Consider the following 14,786-nt stretch of genomic DNA (forward strand, 5'->3'; position numbering starts at 1 on the left):
TTAATATTTTTCAATACCATAAGATGTTCTGGTAATTTTGTCCTTTTTGGTAACCGAGCGAATATTTTTATTTTTTTCAATCATTTCGGGTTGAACGTACCCTCTTGCATGATCTAAATGCAGACAAATTGCAGAATATCGTATTTGCTTAGCCTTAACACCCATATTAAATAAACGCTCACCTAACTCTCTATCTTCTCCTCCGTATTGCATACGTTCGTCATAGCCGTTAGTAGTTATTATGTCCTTTTTCCATCCAGAAGCATTATGTCCGTTCCATGTTGCGGTAGTTGGAGTAAATCTATTTAACAATTTGGTTTTAATTCCTTGAGAAGTAATTTTATTATTCTTGAAAGAGCTTTTTAAACCTTTTTGTTTAAGCCAATTTATATCAAAACAAATTTGATTTTCAATATCACTTTTTGTGATTATACTGCTAATATTCATTGGCAATTTGAAATAACCACCCGATAAGAAAAAGCCCTCTTCCCTAAAATTAATATGCGTTTGAAGAAAATCCTTTCTGGCAATGCAATCACCGTCTGAATAAACTAGATAATCTCCTTTACTAGCAACCGTAGCTTTATTTAAAATAATTGTTTTTTGAAAACCATTATCCTCATGCCAAATATGCTGAATTGGATATGAAACTTCTTTCTCTAAGCGCTGAATAAGTTGTTTTGTGTTGTCATCTGAACCATCATCCGCAATTACGACTTCAAATCTCTTATATGTTTGAATTTCATAACTCCAAAGTACTTTTTCTAACCACTCGGGGTTATTATAGGTGCTAATTATTACTGAGGTATCGACTGTGGTCATTGAAACAAAAATAACTATTTTTACTCAATAAAATCAGCGTTTTCTTGAATTCAAAAAACCTAAAAATATCTGTTCTGCTAATTACGCGAAATGAAGAAAAACATATCAAAGAAGTCATAGAAAATGTAGACTTTGGTGATGAAATAATTATAATTGACTCATTAAGCACCGATAAAACTACTAACATTATAAACACTTTTAAAAATGTTAAACTAATTTCTCGACCTTTTAAAAATTTCACAGATCAACGAAACTTCGCTATTAAGCAAGCCACAAATAATTGGATTCTCTTTATAGATGCCGACGAACGAATTCCTAAAAAGCTAAAAGATGAGATTTTAGAAACGGTAAAATTTAACAACAACATTAATGCCTATATGTTTAGGCGACGTTTTTTCTTCAACAAAAAATTAATTAAGTATAGTGGCCTACAATCTGACACTACTTATCGTTTGTTTAAAAAAGGATATGCCTTTTATGATGAAGACAAAATAGTTCATGAAAGATTGGTTGTAAAAGGAAAAAGCGCTATTCTGAAAAACCATATGAATCATTACTGTTTTACAACATATGAAAATTACAAACAAAAAATGATACTCTACGCAGGTTTAAAAGCACGTGAGTTATATAATAATGGTAAAAGAGCAAATTGGCTTCATTTTATAGTAAGGCCTGCCTATAAATTTTTAACCAACTACATTTTTAGGTTAGGATTTTTAGATGGAAAAGAAGGACTAGGTATTTGTTATTTAAGTGCCTATGGTGTATGGTATAGATATTCAGAACTCAAGCGATTAGGCACGCTTCCAAAACTTTAGCTTCTTTTTTAATCTGCGCTTACGATGATATTTCTCTTGAAATGCTAAGGTTTCTTTCCACATTAAATCAAAAACTTTATCATAACTCTCGCCTAAACATTTTGCATATTCATTACTCATAATTTCAACAATGGATTTATGAGTTGTTAATTTTGAGAAATTTTTAACCCTGGATTCAAAATCCAATTGTTTAAATTCCATTCTATTTAAATCAACCAAGTAAAATTTATAATCGTTTACTTCTTTTAATATCAAGGTGTTTCCAGGAGAATGATCTAAAAAATGAACCCCTTTTTCATGCAAATCAAAAGTAAACCTTGTAAAGGCTCTCAATATAGTTTCATAATCTGGATAATTGAGGTCAGTAGTTAATTCTCTATAAGTTAAATCACAATTAACCTGTTCACTTATATAAAAGCTTTTTTTGAATAATAAAGCAGTGGTAAATTCAAAGTAAGCAATAGGCTGTGGAGTACCAATGTCAAGCTGCTTGAGTTTGTTAGCATATTCAAAAGAACGTTCAGCTTTACTCTTTCTAAAAAAGCGATAGGCTATTTGGTTAAAAATATTAGGGACTCGAAATGACTTAACATTTAATGTTTTATTATTTAACTCGAAAAGCTTTAATGAATTTCTATCTTGATTGCCAAAAGGAGTTCCAATTTCATCAAAGTGTTCTATGAAATAATCCAACTGATCTTTATGACCATTATAGCTTTTATGAAACTCAGACTTCTTTATCATTTTTTTACGCTTGCTACAGTTGCATATTGCACATAACGCATATCTAATTGTGTAAATAGTGTTAATACATAAAATAAATAAGGCTTTAAGGATCTACTTTTATTTATACCTTCATGCTTATTTATAGAGTATCCAGATTCTTTAAACATGCGCCTAATACTTTTACTGGTAAAATAGCGTAGATGCGTCTTATCCATAACACCATGATCATCATATTTCCAATCTTTGCCAAAAATCAGTTTTCTAAAAGTACCATAAAAACGCATATTAGGGATAGAACTAATTATTACCCCTTTCGAAGATAATTTTGTTTTTATCCTCTTGAGGACATCATCTGGATAAGCTAAATGTTCCAATACATCATTAAAATAAATAACATCAAAATATTTATCTGGGAGTTCATCAATGAAATCTTCACACATTCCAACAAAAACTTTATCAAGTTTAGATTTAGCCTCAGTACCTTGCTCCTTCACATATTCTATGCCCCAAACTTCTGCATTATTTTTCTCTTTAATAATAAAAGCGAAAGCCCCATTTCCACACCCAACATCAAGTATTTTTTTTGCATTCGATGGAAGATAACCGAGCATTTCTGTTCTGACATTCTTATAGTAACCCTCTGGCTTGTTTTTATAATCCATGCTGCAAAACTAAAATAAATTAATTAGCATAGTCTTTTTAAGAGTGGTATTTTAAAAATAAAAAACATTATTTTGCAGCCTAATTAAGAAACATGTCGCCACTACCAAAATGTAGCCTTGTTACACCAACCTATAACTGGCCAGAAGCACTTGAGTTATTATTGATAAGTGTTAAAAATCAATCTGTTTTACCTAATGAAGTAATTATAGCAGATGATGGCTCTACTCAAGAAACCAAAAAACTTATTGAAAATTTTCAAAAAGATTTCCCCGTTCCTCTTTATCATATTTGGCATGAAGACAAAAAAAATAGGAAACCTGCAATAATGAATAAGGCTATTTCTAGTGCCAAATTTGACTATATCATTGAAATAGACGGTGACATTATAATGCACAAACACTTTATTTTGGATCACCTTTCTATGACCGAAAAAAATCAATTTTTATATGGTAGTAGGGTGAATATTGCGAAGTCACACTTACCCAATTTGTTCAGAAATAAACAGACCTCTTTCAATATATTTTCTAAAGGAATAAAAAAACGTGGACGAACCATACGTTTTCCCCTTTTAGCTAATTTAACCTCTCAAGAGGATACAAGATCCTCAAAATTAAGAGGTTGTAATATGTCTTTTTGGAAAGATGATTTCATTAAAATAAATGGCTTTAATGAAAATCTTGTTGGATGGGGTATTGATGATAGTGAAATGATTCAGCGGATGATTAATATTGGCGTGAAAGGTAGACGTTTAAAATTTAGAGGTTTAGTTTATCATATTTATCATAACGAACAAAATAAAAGTCATATTCATATTAATGAGTTGATTGAAAAACAAACAACAGAAGAAAACATTACATACATTGAAAAAGGTGTAGATCAATATCTTAATAATAATGATTGATGTATCAATAATTATGATAAACTATAATACAGCTTCATATACTATAGGCTGTATTGATTCTATTATAAAAAACACTTCCAGCACAACCACGAAAGAATTCATAATTGTAGATAATGCGTCTAAGTACGAAGATTACAGTCATCTAAAACAATATATTGATGAAAAGGCAGAAACCGAAAACACAAAATTAATCCGTAGTCGAATTAATACTGGTTTTGGTGGAGGAAATATGATTGGAGTCCAACATGCAAAAGCTAAGTATTTAGCCTTTATAAATAACGATATATTGTTTAAGAATGACTGTTTAACGATTCTTAAAAATTTTATGATTAACAATCCTAAAGCTGGTGTTTGCGGTCCACAAGCGTTTACCGAAAACCAAAAAATATTGCCAACCATAGATCATTTTGCCTCTTTAGGCCGAGAACTTTTTGGAAGAAAGTTTCTTGAACTCATTAATTCTAATAAATTCCCTAAACGTAAAAAACTATACATTGAGCCTCAACGAGGACAATTTGTAGCTGGAAGTTTTATGTTTTTTTCGGCTGAAGATTTTAACGCTATTGGAGGATTCGACACCAACATATTTTTATATTATGAAGAAACAGATGTCTGTAAACGGCTCTTAAAAATTAACAAATTGGCCTATTTAGTTCCTAAAGGTGAATTTATACATTTTCATGGAGCTAGCACTCCTAAATCAATTGGTTTAAAAGCTGAATTAAAAATTTCTCTCTTGTATGTTATTAGAAAACATTACGGCTATCTTTCGTACTTCATCTTGCTGAACTTTTTACGCATTAAATATTTCTTTAGCTCCTTGCTAAAGCCTAAAAACTGGTCTTTATTTTTTATTCTTCTAAAACAAGCTCCTCTTAGTTTGTCCTTAAAGCAAAACCAGAAAGTTTTGCAGAAGTAATTCTTGATTCTTTAGCCTGGAATTATATTAAAAAATCAATTAAATAAATAATCATTTCTATTTTAAAAGGTGTTCACTATATTGTAAATTTGCACAAGTTAAATAACCTCATTAATCAAAGTAATTATTAACTTTTTACACAAACAAATTACTCGTTTTTATTACAATTTGAGTTTTGAATTTTGTTTATGAATTACAAAGACGTATTACAATATCCTATATTTAAGGTAATAACAAAATCTGCAAAAGAATTGCAGTTAGATGCCTATGTAATTGGAGGGTTTGTGCGGGACCATATTTTAAATCGTGAATCTGCAAAAGACATTGATATTGTAGCTATAGGCAGTGGTATTGAATTAGCAAAACAAGTAGCAAACAATCTTGTAAGCAAGCCAAAAGTTCAGGTATTCAAAACATATGGAACTGCTATGCTAAAACATGGTGGTTTAGAGGTTGAATTCGTTGGTGCACGTAAAGAATCCTATTCTGAAGACAGTAGAAATCCGTCAATAAAAAATGGATCTCTTGAAGACGACCAAAATAGACGAGATTTTACCATTAATGCTTTGGCTTTAAATTTAAGTGAAGACAACTATGGTCAACTTTTGGATCCTTTCAATGGTATTAATGATTTAGAAAACAAAATAATTAAAACGCCTCTTGAACCTAATATTACCTTTAGTGATGATCCCTTAAGAATGATGCGGGCTATAAGGTTTGCAACTCAGTTAAAGTTCACAATTGAAGCTAAATCATTGGATGCCATCTCGAAAAACGCAGATAGGATAAAAATAATATCCAAAGAGCGTATAGTAACAGAATTGAACAAAATTCTTGAGAGTTCTAAACCATCTATTGGCTTTGTACTTTTAGAAAAAACGGGGTTGTTAGATGACATTTTACCTGAGCTTACTGCGTTAAAGGGTATAGATGAAATAGAAGGACAAAGACATAAAGATAATTTTTACCATACCCTAGAGGTTGTAGACAATATTGCTAAACAAACTGATAATTTATGGCTAAGATGGGCGGCTTTGTTGCACGATATTGGCAAAGCACCAACCAAAAAATTCAATAAAAAAGTTGGATGGACATTTCATGCGCATGAATTTGAAGGCTCTAAAATGGTCTATCAATTATTTAAAAGATTGAAAATGCCATTAAATGATAAAATGAAATTTGTTCAAAAAATGGTGTTTATGAGTTCGCGACCTATCGTACTGGCACAAGATATTGTAACCGATTCTGCTGTTCGTCGTTTAGTTTTTGATGCTGGAGATTACATAGACGACTTAATGACACTTTGCGAAGCCGATATAACGACAAAAAACCCTAAGAAATTCAGCAAATATCATAACAATTTTAAGATAGTTCGCCAAAAAATAGTTGAAGTAGAGGAGCGAGACCATATTAGAAATTTTCAACCACCAATTTCTGGTGAAGAAATAATGGCAACCTTTAATTTGAAGCCTTCGCGAGAAATTGGACTTATTAAAGAAAAAATAAAAGAAGCTATTCTTGAGGGATATATTACTAATGACTATGATGCTGCATACCAATTAATGCTGGAAGAAGGCAAACGCCTAGGACTTAAAGTAACCAACTAATATGATAAAATTAGTTAGAACAAATTCAGATAATATTGATTTTATTAATCTCGTTAAAAAACTTGACGCTTATTTAAAAATTATTGATGGCGAGGATCATGCGTTTTACAATCAGTATAATAATATTGATGTATTAAAGAATGTCGTGGTTGCTTATGATAAAAATATTCCTGTTGGTTGTGGTGCCTTTAAAGAGTATGATGAGTGCAAAGTTGAAATAAAGCGCATGTTTACGTTACCAAAGTCTAGAGGTCAAAAAGTTGCGAGTCAAATATTGAATGAATTAGAAATTTGGGCTAGTACATTGGGTTACAAAGCGGGTATATTAGAAACAGGAAAAAGACAAACGGTAGCTGTAAACTTTTACACAAGACAAGATTATGATATAATTCCAAATTTTGGTCCGTATAAAAACGTATCAAATAGTATTTGTTTCGAAAAAAAATTGCAATGAAAAAGGATAATAAGCGCGTTATTTATTGGTTATTCACTGGATGTCTACTCATATTCATTATGGTTGTTGTTGGTGGTATTACTAGGTTAACACATTCTGGACTATCAATTTCTAATTACAAACTTATTTCTGGAACCATTCCTCCAATGAATGAAACAGAATGGTTAGCTGCTTTTGAACTTTATAAGCAATATCCAGAGTATCAAAAATTAAATAATCATTTCTCATTACAAGATTTTAAAGACATCTATTTTTGGGAGTGGTTACATCGTGTTATTGGTCGTTTTATAGGCTTAGTGTTTTTAATTCCTTTCTTATACTTCCTTGTTAAAAAACAGCTAACGAAACCTACTATAAAGAAGTGTTTAATTTTACTTTTTTTAGGTTCAATTCAAGGGTTTTTAGGATGGTATATGGTTAAAAGTGGACTTGTCGATAATCCTGACGTTAGTCATTACAGACTGGCAGCACATTTAACCACAGCTTTTATAACTTTTGCCTATACATTTTGGGTAGCTTTAGATTTAATATTTCCAATCAAAAAACAAATTAGTAAGCAATTTAGAAACTTGATTAGGTTTGGACTTGCTGTTTTAATGCTTCAAATAATATATGGAGCATTTGTTGCTGGCTTAGACGCAGGTTTCATTCACAACCATTGGCCTATGATGAGTGAAGGTGAATTTATGCATGAAACCGTACTTATAGAACAAAATCCTATCTATAAAAACTTTTTTGAAGGTAAAAGTGGAGTTCAGTTTGTGCATAGAACTTTGGCTTATTTGGTCGCTATTTTAATTTTGATTATTTGGAAAAAGTCTAAAAATTTAAACTTAACAATCTTTCAGTTTAAAGGCATAAATACATTACTAATTATGGTAGGAATACAATTTGCACTTGGCGTCTTCACTATCTTATTACAAGTACCTGTTTGGCTAGGTGTAGCTCATCAAGTTGGTGCATTTTTCCTGTTAACAGCAATGACATTTACACTGCACCGCTTCAGTAAATAATTTAAAAAAAGCATACCTTTGCAACATATTTTTATCTAATGATATACAGATTTAGAGTTATACTTGACAATGACACCGAAGAAGATATTTTTCGTGATTTAGAAATTCGTGAAGATGATACTTTAGAAGATTTGCACAACATTATCACCCAATCTTTTGGGTTTGATGGAAGTGAAATGGCATCGTTTTATGTAAGTGACCATCAATGGAACCAAGGTGAAGAAATTTCATTATTTGATTTAAGTGAAGACGGTTCTGCTCGCTTAATGAACGAAACCGCCATTAACGATGTTGCACATGAGGTTTCGCCTAAATTAATTTATGTGTACGACTTTCTTAGCATGTGGACTTTCTATGTAGAATTAGCAGAAATTGTTGATGAGGCTGAAGGTTTTGATTATCCAAATCTTATGTTTGTTCAAGGGCAAGTTCCTGATACGGCTCCAGAAAAATTATTTGAAGCAGATGCAGATGATAATTTTGAGGAATTTGAAGATGATATTGATGTAGATGATTATAACAGTTTAGACTTTGACGAAAACTGGAATTAACTTATTTCAATTTATCAATACTTACATTTTCGTAATTACGGGTAAGAAACTCAAAAGTTCTTTTTAGTATTTCCCCCATATTTTTGCAGCGTTTAAACTTTACTTCTTTTGTGTAATCAAATATTGTTGCCTTTAATTGTGTAACGTTTTCATTAGTGGAAACACCTTCTTCCTCCATGGCGTCTAATAACCTATTGATACGCCTTTTAAAACTTTTTAAACGTCTTACCAAGATAGAACGTTCCTCGGTTTTATATTGGTCAATAGATAACTTCTGAATATTACTAGAAACCAGTTCAACCATTTTTATATTCTCTTTAAAAAACTGAGGTCTATAAATATTAAATTTCCCTTCATAACATTGCTGATCAAAATCTATAGCCCTAATTTTATAGACAACATGATCAAAATCATGGGTTGGTACAATAACATAGTTATAGCTTCGCATATCTCCAAGTAAACGTATCATGCAACGTTCATTAAACTTCACAAATTCTTTTGCTATTTGAGATTTTTCAGGTTTGCTACATTTATGCAACATTTCTTTTATAAATACATCACCAGGAATACCAGCAATATGCTCTTCAATAAGAGTGTTCTTGGAAACTAGGAAATTTAGATTGTACGGTGATAACATATGTTCAAGTTCCAATCCGTAAATACGAGATGCATCTGCAATTTTTATATAGAAATATGTGAAATTATCATTCAATATATTCCTTATCTTTATTCGAAAAGGTTTTGAATTTCCAAACGTGCAAAAATCAATAGCATCAACATTTAAAAATGGTAAAATATCTTCATTACCATCAGAATGTAAAATGGTGTATATCTTTTTTAAGCTTAAATCGATTTCCTCTCTTTCAAATTCATTATAATAAACACGGATCCACAAGGTATCTACATCATTATCATCATACACTATAATTGAACCTTGAAAGCGTAACAAGTCCTCATAGAAGATTGGGATTTTTATATCTCTATTATATCTTGACAAATAATTATGAAGCTTTTTAGTTACAGCGTAAGATGGCTTTCTTTTTGATATTTTTAAGTCTTTCATAAAATTACATTCGTTCAAATTTAAGTCTTTTTGTAACAAAACAGAAAGACTATCGTCATACTTTAAAACTAACCCATGCTGAAAATAATCGGCATTAACCATTATTCGTTTGGAACCAATTCTAACAATCAACAATCTCACCAAAAAATTTGGCTATTTAACGGCAGTTAAAGATTTATCGTTTACTATTAATAAAGGTAATGTATATGGCATTTTAGGCCCTAATGGAAGTGGAAAATCAACTACATTAGGTGTTGTTTTAAATGTAGTTAATAAAACAAATGGAAATTTCCACTGGTTTGATGGAAATACCTCGACACATGAAGCATTAAAAAAAGTAGGAGCCATAATTGAACGCCCTAACTTTTATCCTTATATGACAGCCAGTGAAAACTTGAAATTAGTGTGTAAGATAAAAGGTGTCGATTATTCTAAAATTGATGAAAAACTTGAAATTGTTGGTCTATTAGAGCGCAAAGATAGTAAATTTAAAACCTACTCGTTAGGTATGAAGCAACGATTAGCTATTGCCTCTGCCCTATTAAACGATCCAGAAATTTTAATACTTGATGAACCAACAAATGGATTAGATCCACAGGGCATACACCAAATAAGAGAGATTATTAAACAGATTGCAGCTAAAGGCACCACCATACTTTTAGCATCGCATTTGTTGGATGAAGTAGAAAAAGTATGCACTCATGTAGTAGTGCTTCGGAAAGGAAAAAAACTCTACTCTGGTCGCGTGGATGAAATGATTTCCAGTCATGGTTTTTTTGAATTGAAAACGAATAAAGAGCAGGAATTACTTTCATTCTTGGAACAAGATAAAAGTTTCGGAAACATTAAAGTCGAAGAAGGATTAATAACAGCTTTTCTAAATGAACCTATGAGTTCTGAAGACTTCAATAGAAAACTTTTTGACGAAGGTATTATTTTAACCCATTTAGTTCAACGAAAAGAGAGTTTAGAAGAGCAATTTTTACAACTTACCGATAACAACTAATCATACCAAAAACCGCAACATGTTACGACTTTTAAATTTAGAGTTACAAAAACTATTACTTAACCGAACCAGTAAAATTTTAATTTTTGTTTCGTTTATATTACCTTTTTTCGTGATTTTACTATCATCGTTAAAAATAAATGTATTTGGTTTTTTCACTTTAGAATTGGGGGAATTAGGTGTTTTCAATTTCCCTATTATTTGGCATTTAACAACCTTTTTCGCATCTCAATTTAAATTCTTCTTTGCCATAGTAGTAGTTAGTATGATAGGTAATGAATACAGTAATAAAACAATTAAACAGAATTTAATTGATGGTTTGAGTAAAAAGGAATTTATACTGTCTAAGTTTTACACTATTGTATTCTTTTCCTTAGTTTCCACAATATTAATTGGACTTATATCGATTTGCATAGGTTTATATTATTCGAGTTACAATGAGTTTGGAATTATTATTCAAGAAACTAATTTCTTATTAGCCTATTTTGTAAAACTAATCGGGTTTTTTAGTTTATGCTTGTTTTTCGGTATGCTGGTTAAACGATCAGCCTTTGCATTAGCGTTTCTTTTTATCTTATTTATACTGGAATGGATTGTCTTTGGCTTGATGGCATGGAAAATGGATACGGATTTATCCGAAAAAATTCAAAACTTTTTCCCACTAAAATCTATGTACAAACTCATCGACCAGCCCTTTCAACGAGTTGCCATGACAAAGTTTCCAGATAAGGGCGAATTGGTTTACGACTATGCCGTACATTGGCACGAAATTTTTATTGTTCTTGGATGGACTGCTCTATTTGTCTTTTTATCGTATAGATTATTAAAAAAGCGTGATTTGTAATATCTTTGCTAGCTTTTGCTATGAAAAGATGAAAAAAATTGCATTTTTAATAATTTTATTACTGTTTTGTACTGATTTATTCGCACAACTTGAAGCTTCTAATTGGTACTTTGGCTCCAATGCTGGAATTCGATTTAATGATAATGGTACAACTACAAACTTAACAGATGGCAGATTAAATACGGATGAGGGATGCACCACAATTTCTGATAGTGATGGTAATTTATTATTCTATACAGATGGTAAAACAGTCTGGAATAGATTGCACCAGCCAATGTCAAACGCCAGTGAGGCATTAGGAAACGAATTATTTGGAGATAGGTCTAGCACGCAGTCTGCAATAGTAGTTCCTAAGCCAGAAGACTCTAATATATACTACGTCTTTACTGTAGACACAGCTATAAGCAGGGATGATCCAGATAGAGGTTTTAGTTATTCCGTTGTTGACCTTAGATTAAATGGTGGACTTGGTGATGTGGTGCCTTGGGAAAAAAACATAAATCTTTTACAGGACAGTTCTGAAAAAATCAGTGCTGTTTTGAAAGATTGTATTTCTAAATCCATATGGGTAATCACTTTTGCTTCAGAGGATGGATCCCCAAATCAGTTATTTAATACTTTTCATGCTTATGAAGTTTCAACTACTGGCATAAATACAACTGCGGTTAAATCTACGTTTAATATAACTATAGATGACCAAAGAGGGTATTTGAAGCTATCCCCTGATGGGTCAAAACTTGCCTGTGCAAACTCAACCTCAGGGTTATATTTATATGACTTTAACACTGACACTGGCATCGTTAGTAATCAGAAAAGAATCAATATCAATCACAAACCAAACAGCAGAACTCTATCACCATATGGTGTAGAGTTTTCACAAAGTAGTAGCCTGTTATACGTGTCAGCTTATTTCCAAACTAATCGAGCTGAATTCAATAATCCTTTGAGTCAATATGGAGCACTACTTCAGTACAATTTAAATGCATCAAATATAAATAATTCGGAGATAATAATTGATGAGCGACAAATGTACAGGGGAGCCTTACAGCTAGCTCCTAATGGTAAAATATATAGGGCAATGAGTGAAACATATAATTTTGGTTTGCCATTTCTTTCAGTAATTAACAACCCAAATGAGATAGGACCAGCTTGTAATTACGAACACAATGCAGTATCCTTATCAAGGAATTCTAGGCAGGGGCTTCCTCCTTTTATAGCTTCTTTCTTTTCGGAAAATATAAATATTACCCAAAAAGAAACGAATGTGACCTACCTGCCACTATGCTTTGGTGAAACATATACGTTAGAAGGCGAAAATATACCGGATGCCTCTTATACTTGGTTCCTAGACGATGTAGAACTTGTAGATGATGATTTCGACTTAGAAGTGACATCTGAAGGAGAATACAAACTTATTATTCAAGAAAATACGGGAGATTGTGGAGGTATCTTTGAAGGATTTGCTACAGTTGAATTTTTCGACTCTCCAATTGCAACATCAATAAGTGATATACAATTATGTGATGATAATAACGATGGTTCTTACCAATTCCTTTTATCTAGTTTAAATGATGACATACTTCAAAATCAAAATCCATTAATATACAATGTGAAATATTTTAAATCACAAGAAGATGCCGATTTAAATCAAAATGAATTACTTAACTCATTTGAAGTTTTAAGAAACTCTCAAACGATTTATTCAAGGGTTGGGTTACTTGATAACACTACCTGTTTCGATACATCAGTTTCCTTTAATATTCAGCTTTTTGATACTCCAGTCGCCAATACTTTTGTTACACCCATTATTTGTGATGAGCGATCATTAATAGACCCTAATGTACAAAATGGAATTACAGAAATTAATTTAAGGCAATTTGACAATGAAATTCTTGGAAACCAGAATGCATTAGATTTCTCTATAACTTACCACAACTCTATCGATGATGCTGAAGCTAGAAATAAGATTAGTTTTGATTATACAAACACAACAGCTTTTAACGAGATTATTTACGCTAGAATTGAAAATAGATTCAATCCTAATTGCTATGCTATATCCCAACCAATTGATTTAGTAATTAGGCCTCTCCCACAGTTTTCAAACAGTCTACTATTGCAATGCGATGCAGACGATTTGATGGACGGTTTTACAATTTTTAACCTTACAGAAGCTGAGAGTGAACTTGTAAATAACCAAATGAATAGAACTGTAAAATTCTTTAGAACTTTCTCCGAAGCACAAAATAGTGATGATGAAATTTTGAATACTACCAGTTTCTCGAACACAAAGAACCCGGAGACGCTTTTTGCGCAGGTCATTGATGAAAATACTGGATGTTATGACGTGGCTGAACTTATTTTACAAGTTTCTACGACCAGTATTGGTGACTATGTCGCTCCTTCTGCCTGCGATGAACTAGGCTCTGAGGATGGACTCAATACTTTTGATTTAAATACGATAACAGCCTCTATCCAATCCATTAATAGCATCACCTTTCCTGTAGCGTACTTTGAAACATATGAGGATGCACTTTTGGAAAAAAATGAACTTAACAGTTCCTATAACAATACTACTCCTTATAATCAGACCATTTTTGCTAGAGTGGAAAATAATAATGCATGCTATGGTATATGTGAAGTGCTACTTACTGTTAACACGCTTCCAGAAATTGAAACTGAAGGTGAAACGTTTTATTGTCTAAATAAATTTCCGGAAACTATAACTTTAGACGCCGGTATACTGGCAGGAAACCCTGCAGACTACAATTATTCCTGGTCTAATGGAGAGTCTAGTTTTCAAACAGAAATAAATGAAGCAGGGATTTATACCGTTGAAGTAACCAATGCCAATAACTGCTCGAAAACAAGAACAATTGTCGTAAACTCATCTTTAGCGACCTTTAACTCACCTCCATACAGTGTTACCGATGGGGTTCCAAATAATTCTGTAATCGTTTTGGCTAATATTCAAGGTCCCTATGAATATGCACTATATGATGAAAACAATTTTTCAATTTACAGGGACTACCAAACGAGCAATGTTTTCGATAATATATTCCCTGGTATTTACACAATTAGAATAAAGGATGTCAACGATGAGTGTGGAACTATAATAAAATCTGTTTCGGTAATAGGATTTCCTAAATTCTTTACACCTAACAATGATGGTTTCCACGATACATGGCAGGTATATGGCGTCTCAGACATGTTTCAACAAGACTCCAAAATCATGATATTCGACCGATTAGGAAAACTTGTAAAACAATTGAACCCAAAAGGGAAAGGTTGGGATGGAACCTATAACGGTCAAATACTACCAACCGACGACTATTGGTTTTCTGTAGCATTACAAGATGGGCGTATTTTTAAAAGTCATTTTACCTTAAAAAGGTGAAATCC

14 protein-coding genes are annotated in these 14,786 nt (G+C 31.9%); 10 read left to right on the forward strand and 4 right to left on the reverse strand.

Features of this window, described 5'->3' with window-relative positions; translation table 11 throughout:
* Complete coding sequence (locus tag FEF17_RS13370; RefSeq protein WP_139002917.1) at positions 1 to 822, reverse strand: glycosyltransferase family 2 protein; 822 nt, start codon at positions 820 to 822, stop codon at positions 1 to 3.
* 44 nt (positions 823 to 866) lie between these two features.
* Between FEF17_RS13370 and FEF17_RS13375 the strand changes: the two genes are divergently transcribed.
* Entirely contained in the window at positions 867 to 1,640 is a 774-nt protein-coding gene (locus FEF17_RS13375) for a glycosyltransferase family 2 protein (protein ID WP_246046854.1), read from the forward strand.
* On the opposite strand, the gene FEF17_RS13380 is transcribed toward FEF17_RS13375, so the two are convergent.
* Together FEF17_RS13380 and FEF17_RS13385 are read right to left on the reverse strand one after the other, a co-directional pair.
* A complete protein-coding gene (locus FEF17_RS13380; protein ID WP_139002919.1) occupies positions 1,617 to 2,384 on the reverse strand; it encodes a lipopolysaccharide kinase InaA family protein in 768 nt (255 codons plus the stop codon). The two genes, FEF17_RS13375 and FEF17_RS13380, sit on opposite strands and share 24 nt — an antisense overlap.
* Complete coding sequence (locus tag FEF17_RS13385) at positions 2,381 to 3,028, reverse strand: class I SAM-dependent methyltransferase (protein ID WP_139002920.1); 648 nt, start codon at positions 3,026 to 3,028, stop codon at positions 2,381 to 2,383. The genes FEF17_RS13380 and FEF17_RS13385 overlap by 4 nt, the downstream gene beginning before the upstream one ends.
* 92 nt (positions 3,029 to 3,120) lie before the next feature.
* Between FEF17_RS13385 and FEF17_RS13390 the strand changes: the two genes are divergently transcribed.
* The 6 genes from FEF17_RS13390 to FEF17_RS13415 all read left to right on the forward strand — a co-directional run bounded on the left by FEF17_RS13390 (position 3,121) and on the right by FEF17_RS13415 (position 8,474).
* Entirely contained in the window at positions 3,121 to 3,930 is an 810-nt protein-coding gene (locus FEF17_RS13390) for a glycosyltransferase family 2 protein (protein ID WP_139002921.1), read from the forward strand.
* Positions 3,931 to 3,943: 13 nt separating this feature from the next.
* Complete coding sequence (locus tag FEF17_RS13395; protein ID WP_246046855.1) at positions 3,944 to 4,849, forward strand: glycosyltransferase family 2 protein; 906 nt, start codon at positions 3,944 to 3,946, stop codon at positions 4,847 to 4,849.
* 188 nt (positions 4,850 to 5,037) lie between these two features.
* Complete coding sequence (locus FEF17_RS13400) at positions 5,038 to 6,456, forward strand: CCA tRNA nucleotidyltransferase (RefSeq protein WP_139002923.1); 1,419 nt, start codon at positions 5,038 to 5,040, stop codon at positions 6,454 to 6,456.
* Between the two features lies 1 nt (position 6,457).
* Positions 6,458 to 6,910 carry a GNAT family N-acetyltransferase gene (locus FEF17_RS13405; protein ID WP_139002924.1) on the forward strand — a complete coding sequence of 151 codons (453 nt, stop codon included), beginning with the start codon at positions 6,458 to 6,460 and terminating at the stop codon, positions 6,908 to 6,910.
* A complete protein-coding gene (locus FEF17_RS13410; RefSeq protein ID WP_139002925.1) occupies positions 6,907 to 7,923 on the forward strand; it encodes a COX15/CtaA family protein in 1,017 nt (338 codons plus the stop codon). Before FEF17_RS13405 ends, FEF17_RS13410 begins: the two co-directional genes overlap by 4 nt.
* 38 nt (positions 7,924 to 7,961) lie before the next feature.
* On the forward strand, positions 7,962 to 8,474 hold the full coding sequence (locus FEF17_RS13415) for an IS1096 element passenger TnpR family protein (protein ID WP_139002926.1): 513 nt from the start codon (positions 7,962 to 7,964) through the stop codon (positions 8,472 to 8,474).
* Position 8,475: 1 nt separating this feature from the next.
* Here FEF17_RS13415 and FEF17_RS13420 read toward each other — a convergent pair whose 3' ends face one another.
* A complete protein-coding gene (locus tag FEF17_RS13420; protein ID WP_139003045.1) occupies positions 8,476 to 9,537 on the reverse strand; it encodes a hypothetical protein in 1,062 nt (353 codons plus the stop codon).
* A gap of 109 nt (positions 9,538 to 9,646) precedes the next feature.
* Between FEF17_RS13420 and FEF17_RS13425 the strand changes: the two genes are divergently transcribed.
* Genes FEF17_RS13425 through FEF17_RS13435 form a run of 3 tightly spaced genes read left to right on the forward strand, consistent with a single transcriptional unit; the run spans position 9,647 to position 14,781 of the window.
* Positions 9,647 to 10,543, forward strand: a complete 897-nt coding sequence (locus tag FEF17_RS13425; RefSeq protein ID WP_139002927.1) for an ABC transporter ATP-binding protein — start codon at positions 9,647 to 9,649, stop codon at positions 10,541 to 10,543.
* 19 nt (positions 10,544 to 10,562) lie between these two features.
* Positions 10,563 to 11,387, forward strand: a complete 825-nt coding sequence (locus FEF17_RS13430; RefSeq protein WP_139002928.1) for an ABC transporter permease — start codon at positions 10,563 to 10,565, stop codon at positions 11,385 to 11,387.
* A 28-nt stretch (positions 11,388 to 11,415) separates the two neighbouring features.
* Complete coding sequence (locus FEF17_RS13435; protein WP_139002929.1) at positions 11,416 to 14,781, forward strand: T9SS type B sorting domain-containing protein; 3,366 nt, start codon at positions 11,416 to 11,418, stop codon at positions 14,779 to 14,781.
* Positions 14,782 to 14,786 lie beyond the last annotated feature (5 nt).

Source organism: Hyunsoonleella aestuarii, from assembly GCF_006148925.1.
Classification (GTDB): Bacteria; Bacteroidota; Bacteroidia; order Flavobacteriales; family Flavobacteriaceae; genus Algibacter_D; species Algibacter_D aestuarii.

Coding starts and splice junctions, on each gene's coding strand:
- FEF17_RS13370 (WP_139002917.1), bottom strand. CDS start 822: ATGACCACAGTCGATACCTCAGTAATAATTAGCACCTATAATAACCCC.
- FEF17_RS13380 (WP_139002919.1), bottom strand. CDS start 2,384: ATGATAAAGAAGTCTGAGTTTCATAAAAGCTATAATGGTCATAAAGAT.
- FEF17_RS13385 (WP_139002920.1), bottom strand. CDS start 3,028: ATGGATTATAAAAACAAGCCAGAGGGTTACTATAAGAATGTCAGAACA.
- FEF17_RS13390 (WP_139002921.1), top strand. CDS start 3,121: ATGTCGCCACTACCAAAATGTAGCCTTGTTACACCAACCTATAACTGG.
- FEF17_RS13395 (WP_246046855.1), top strand. CDS start 3,944: ATGATAAACTATAATACAGCTTCATATACTATAGGCTGTATTGATTCT.
- FEF17_RS13400 (WP_139002923.1), top strand. CDS start 5,038: ATGAATTACAAAGACGTATTACAATATCCTATATTTAAGGTAATAACA.
- FEF17_RS13405 (WP_139002924.1), top strand. CDS start 6,458: ATGATAAAATTAGTTAGAACAAATTCAGATAATATTGATTTTATTAAT.
- FEF17_RS13410 (WP_139002925.1), top strand. CDS start 6,907: ATGAAAAAGGATAATAAGCGCGTTATTTATTGGTTATTCACTGGATGT.
- FEF17_RS13415 (WP_139002926.1), top strand. CDS start 7,962: ATGATATACAGATTTAGAGTTATACTTGACAATGACACCGAAGAAGAT.
- FEF17_RS13420 (WP_139003045.1), bottom strand. CDS start 9,537: ATGAAAGACTTAAAAATATCAAAAAGAAAGCCATCTTACGCTGTAACT.
- FEF17_RS13430 (WP_139002928.1), top strand. CDS start 10,563: ATGTTACGACTTTTAAATTTAGAGTTACAAAAACTATTACTTAACCGA.
- FEF17_RS13435 (WP_139002929.1), top strand. CDS start 11,416: ATGAAAAAAATTGCATTTTTAATAATTTTATTACTGTTTTGTACTGAT.